The 5,003-nt window shown below is 60.7% G+C and carries 5 protein-coding genes; all 5 read right to left on the bottom strand.

Annotation, left to right across the window (positions count from 1 at the left end; all coding sequences use genetic code 11):
• Positions 1 to 69: 69 nt before the first annotated feature.
• Positions 70 to 309, bottom strand: a complete 240-nt coding sequence (locus HCK86_RS23775) for a hypothetical protein (protein ID WP_176086977.1) — start codon at positions 307 to 309, stop codon at positions 70 to 72.
• Complete coding sequence (locus tag HCK86_RS23770) at positions 309 to 1,514, bottom strand: hypothetical protein (RefSeq protein WP_176086976.1); 1,206 nt, start codon at positions 1,512 to 1,514, stop codon at positions 309 to 311. The genes HCK86_RS23775 and HCK86_RS23770 overlap by 1 nt, the downstream gene beginning before the upstream one ends.
• 10 nt (positions 1,515 to 1,524) lie before the next feature.
• The gene (locus tag HCK86_RS23765) at positions 1,525 to 2,184 is read right to left on the bottom strand and encodes a hypothetical protein (RefSeq protein WP_176086975.1); all 660 of its coding nucleotides are present in this window, start codon (positions 2,182 to 2,184) and stop codon (positions 1,525 to 1,527) included.
• Positions 2,184 to 2,462, bottom strand: a complete 279-nt coding sequence (locus tag HCK86_RS23760; protein WP_176086974.1) for a hypothetical protein — start codon at positions 2,460 to 2,462, stop codon at positions 2,184 to 2,186. Before HCK86_RS23760 ends, HCK86_RS23765 begins: the two co-directional genes overlap by 1 nt.
• The coding region (locus HCK86_RS23755; protein WP_176086973.1) for a phage tail protein at positions 2,462 to 5,003 on the bottom strand (2,542 nt) is incomplete at its 5' end. The genes HCK86_RS23755 and HCK86_RS23760, both read right to left, overlap by 1 nt.

The following is a 5,003-nucleotide window of genomic DNA, read 5'->3' as shown; positions in this document are numbered from 1 at the left end:
TGACCGAGAACCAGCCGCTCGGATCGGAAATGATTTCTGCGGTGTCACCCATGGGGCAAACCCTCCATCTCAGCTAAAATCAGGGGTAATGGTTCCGACGATGCGGCCCGCGTCATCTTCGGGCCATTCACTCACGGCCACGGTCTTAACGTCGTAGCTGGCCCAGTCGCCATCCGAGGACGGCACGATGGTGCCGACCACAAGCCCGGCCGCGTCAGCTGGCCAGTCCGTTCGTGTTGCAGGCGTCAGCCTGAACCCGGCTGCCTCACCGGAGGCCGCACCAAGGCAAAGAGCAAGACCAAGAAACATCAGGCCACCCCTTCGCTTGTTTCAGATGGCTTGTCCTGTTCGGGGATCAGAAGCCCGGTCGCCGGATCGCAATAGTTGAGCGCCTTCACGGCAACGTCGGCGCGGTCGGCCTTGACCAGCCATGTGATCGTGTCGGTTGCCGTTTCATCCTCGCAGATGATCTCGAAGACGTTTTCGTCTGTCTTCACTGGGCGGTTGCGGGCAAAGCCATCCTGATTGACCAGACTGACAACAATGGTGTTTTGCGCCAGCGCCGCCCATGTTCCGGCCGTCAGACCACAGGCCACGTCGATATTGACTGTTGCCTGACCGTCAACCAGTGTCGCCGTGCCCCATGCCTCAATGCCGTTATGCGGGCTTTCGGTCGAGGCGAAGACCAGAGACTTGCCATCAATGACAGGATGATCGATGCGGAAATTCTTCGCCGCACCGGTAATGCTGCCGGGTACCGAGAAGTCACCATCGCAGGTAAAAATCAGATAGGCGCTGATCCCTTCAGAATCATTTTCGACGCCGATCGTGGCATTTGGCCGGGCACCGGAAGGCTGGGAACCGCAGAAGAAGGCGCGCTTGTTCGGGTCATCATAGGCATAGGAATAATACCGCCCGCCCGCCGCACTGCCGGTCCCCGTCTTGGCGATCAGGTTGCGGGTCTCAAGCGTGCCGGTGAGCGTGCCGCCGGATGTGGCCAGCGCGCCAAGCGTCGCCAGCGCCGTTGCTGCATCGGCATCATCCAGAAGTGTTCTGGCAAAGGCGGAAACGCCAAGTGTCGTCAGTGCCGCACTTGCATCCGCATCATCAAGCAGCGACCGGGCAAAGCCTGTCAGCGTCGCAAGGCCCGCAGCACTTGTGCCGGTAAAATAAGCCAGCCTGTCAGCGGCAGGCGTCAGCCCGGCAATGGAGGCGAGCGCCGGATTGTTGAGCCGCTGGATATAATCGGCCAGCGCCACGGCATTGGCGATCACCTGCTGGCTGTCATCCTGCCGGGCAAGCGCATAAGCATAGGTGCCGGTTGCCCCCTGCCAGGTGACAGCCGCCGTGATCGCCGTGTCACTGTCGACAGAGGCAACCGGCAGGGCATTGCCTTCTGCCGCCGGATAGATCACGCCGCCGGCGATCACGGCCGTCTGCCAGCCCGTGCCGGTGCCTGTCACGGCCGCCGACCCATTGGTCAGCGTCACCGTACCCGTTGTGTATAGGGTCATGGGGAAAGCCTCAGAGGTAGTTTGTTACATCAGCGAGGAGATAGGAGACATCAGGATCGGAGGCGCTGCTCACAGACCCCGCCACCGGTGCCACCGGATATTGATAGACGCTGACCGGCGCGGAACTGTCGCCGGTCAGATACCAGGCGCCCCAATAGTACCAGAGCCCCTGTTGTGCGAAGTCACGGACAGCGACAGCGGGCTTTACCGGCAGGATTGCCATGTCCCGCCCGCTTACAAAGGTCTGCGAAAGCCGCAGGATCCGATCAGAAGAATGGAACACCGAACGGCCCTGCGCATCGAAGACCTCAAGCCCGAAGCTGTCAGCCGAATGGGTGTAGGGGCTGGCATCGAAGAGATAGAGCGCTGCAGTTTTGTCCCCCTGCGATCCGCTGCCGATTGCACCAGAAACCGTCACCGTGCCATCGCCATTACTGGCAATGACGACATTGACTGAGGCCCCGCCGCTCACCGGGCGGACACAGACAATCGCGCTGTCAGCCGCCGTCACCGTGTATGAGAAGGTGGAACCGTAAAAGGCCGCACCGCTGACAATGCTGTCACTGCCATCCGTTGCAATCGTCCGGGCATCGACCAGTTTGTAGACACCATAGGTCTGATCAAGCTGAAGAATGCCGCTATCATTGCGGATCTCGACACCGGCCGTCATCAGTAAACCCCATAGACAAGCGGATAGGACCCGGACGCCTGATCAGAGGCAATCGTCCAGCTGATCGTCGTGCCGGAGATTGTCACCGTCACCGCCTTCGCCACCGCCGGGCTTGTGGTGGCAAGGAAGAAGAACGGCGTGCCGGTGGAAAGCCCGGCATCCGAATGGCTGCCGCTGGTGCCGGTGATCGTGGTGAGACCGATCACCCGGCCTGTCCGGCTGGTGGTATCGAGAACAATGCGGCCGGATGCATCGAATGTCTGCAAGCCCGCCGTCATCACCAGATCCCCATGCGCACGCGCAGAGTGCCGTTGCCGTCATAGACCTGCACAAGGCTGTTATTGATTTCCAGCCGCTGCCCTGATGAAGCCGATTTGATCGAGATCTGCCCCGCCTCGCTGATAGTCACCAGATTGTTGATGTTGAGCGATCCGGCCAGCAGGGCGTAAATCTTCAGCGTGCCATTCTCGTAGACAAGCGGCTTCGAATTGCTGTCGAGAACAACGAACTGATCGGCCGAGACAGCAAAGCGGCTCTTCAGCGTGCCGCCATCATTGTAAAGCTCCAGGAAGAACCCGCTTTCGATATAGTCGCCACCCGTCCCTGCCCGCAGCATCACCGAATAGCGGGCCGAGACGCCCGACTGATCGGCAGCCGCCCGAAAGGCAATCTGCCCACCGGCAAAGCTGTCATTGAGCGAGACAGACATGGTGTCGATCTCTTCAGCCAATGCCTCATCGGCGGCCGCCCTTGCAGTCGTTTCCTGCGCCACCGCTGCCGTTGCTGCTGTGACCTCGGCCCCGACAAGCGTCAAGGTCTGTGCAAGCGCCTCATCTTCGCTGGCACGCACAAGCTGTTCGGTGACAATCTCGGCAATGGCATCGCCGATCTGCTGGCGGACCTCGACACGCTCCAGCAGGCCGACACTGCCCTGAAGCGACAATGCTGCGGAAATGTCCGCCAGCCTTCGCCCGACAATGTCGTCAAGCTCGCTCTGCATCTCTTCCATGCGCGCTTTGACGTCTTCGCCGAGTGCATCGAGATCGGCAATCAGCGACGAGACATTCGGCGTTTCAACCGCCAGCCATTCCGACCATTCCTGTATTGCCAGATCCGAGACAAACCGGCCGCGTGCCTCAACCCATGTCAGCGGCGGCAATGGCCCGATGATCCATGAGTATGGATCTTCATAGGCCGATTGATGCCCGGAAAAGATCACGTCGCCGCTATCGCGCTCGCGCACCTGCACGACAACCCCGGTCACGCCATCAATCCCCGCCCCGCAGGACACTCTGATCGCCGCAAGACGGCCGATCCCGTTGCCATCCGCCATGGTGGCCGGTTCCACCGTCCAGCCGGTCATCTGCTGATAGGGCGCTTCAATCGTGCCGATCCAGCCCGTCACCGTCGGCAAGGCGTCAGCCGCGGACCAGTCGTAATCGGCCGGATCGATCTCTTTCAGCGAGACAAGCACATTGGCATTCATCGGCGCACTGGCGGCAATCACCAGAAACTTCTTGGCAGAATAACCGTTGCGCAGGCTTGTCCACGATACGACGTCGTTTGGCTCCAGCGGCCAGGCTTCCGGCGGCAGCCAGATCTGATGTGTGCGAAACCGCCTTGCATCCTGCAGCATGGCCAGCATGAGCCGCTGCACCTGAGCGCCATAGGGGCAGGCCTCAAAGCTCACCGATGCAGGCAAGCGCCGGTCGCCGTCATCGGCTTCAAGCGTATCGTCATAGCGGCCGGGCGCATCCTTGCTCGACCACTTCTCATCCGGTTCCGGATAGGTCGCCTCAATCGCGTTGACCGTATCGTCAAGCGATCCATGCGGGTTGAAGGTCTGGCCCTTGGTGATGACCACATCGTCGTCAGTAAAGGCATAGACCGCACTGCCCGGCGCGCCGACCTGTATCTTGAAGATCCCGCCGACTTCCGCCAGCCGGGCATTGCAGGCCTGTCGCAACTTCTCGATGGCGTCGAGCGGGCGCTCATCGCCGGAGAATTCATAGCCGCCCTGATAGGCCGCAACCATGTTGCCATTGCCATCGTCAACCAGCGCATCACATTCATTCATCGCCGCCGCCCAGTTGGAAAAGGGCAGACGATAGGCGGAAAGATCCTGACCGCCATAAATCCACTGATCGCCGTAATAGACGCCACGGATGACGTTATAGATGATCACCGCGAGGTTATTGGACGGTGCCCATGTGGCGGCATCATCCCAGCGCTGATCGCCCTCACCGCCCGCGCTTGTGTCTGCACGCGGATCATAAAGCAGGATCGATCCCACCTCGAACAGCATCGACGGCACGCCGCTGAAGAGATCGGTATTATAGCGGCAGGTCACAATCGCATAGGCGCAGCCCCGGCCGATCCGGTCGTTGCCATAGGGCCGGTCGGCATTGCCGCCGAATTTGTCGACAAGATAGGCGTCTGCCGTGGTCTGGCTGCCATCATAGAATTTGACCCAAAGGTAATCCGTGCCGTCGACGCGGTATTCGGACACGGGAAAGCCGCGCGCGGCATCTTCCTCGCCGGTCAGCAGGGTCACCTTGTCATCACCGGCCCAGACCGCATTCAGCCCGGACACCGGCAGATTGGTGAGTTCGATGACGTCGACAAAGAAGGCGTTTGGCGTGTTGCCATCCTCACCCCATGTGCCTGCATATTTGCGCCGTCCGGCCGTGGCATAGCGCCCGGCAAAGAAGGTGACCGGCTGATCATCGCCCATCTGGACGGAAAGCGTCACGCCGGTCTCTGCCGCCGTGTCACTGGTTGACGACTTTGTCAGCGCCTTCTGGATCAGCGACACGCCG

Origin of the sequence: Martelella sp. HB161492 (assembly GCF_013184775.1) — a bacterium.
Classification (GTDB): domain Bacteria; phylum Pseudomonadota; class Alphaproteobacteria; order Rhizobiales; family Rhizobiaceae; genus Martelella.
This window is presented reverse-complemented; position numbering and strand designations above follow the sequence as displayed.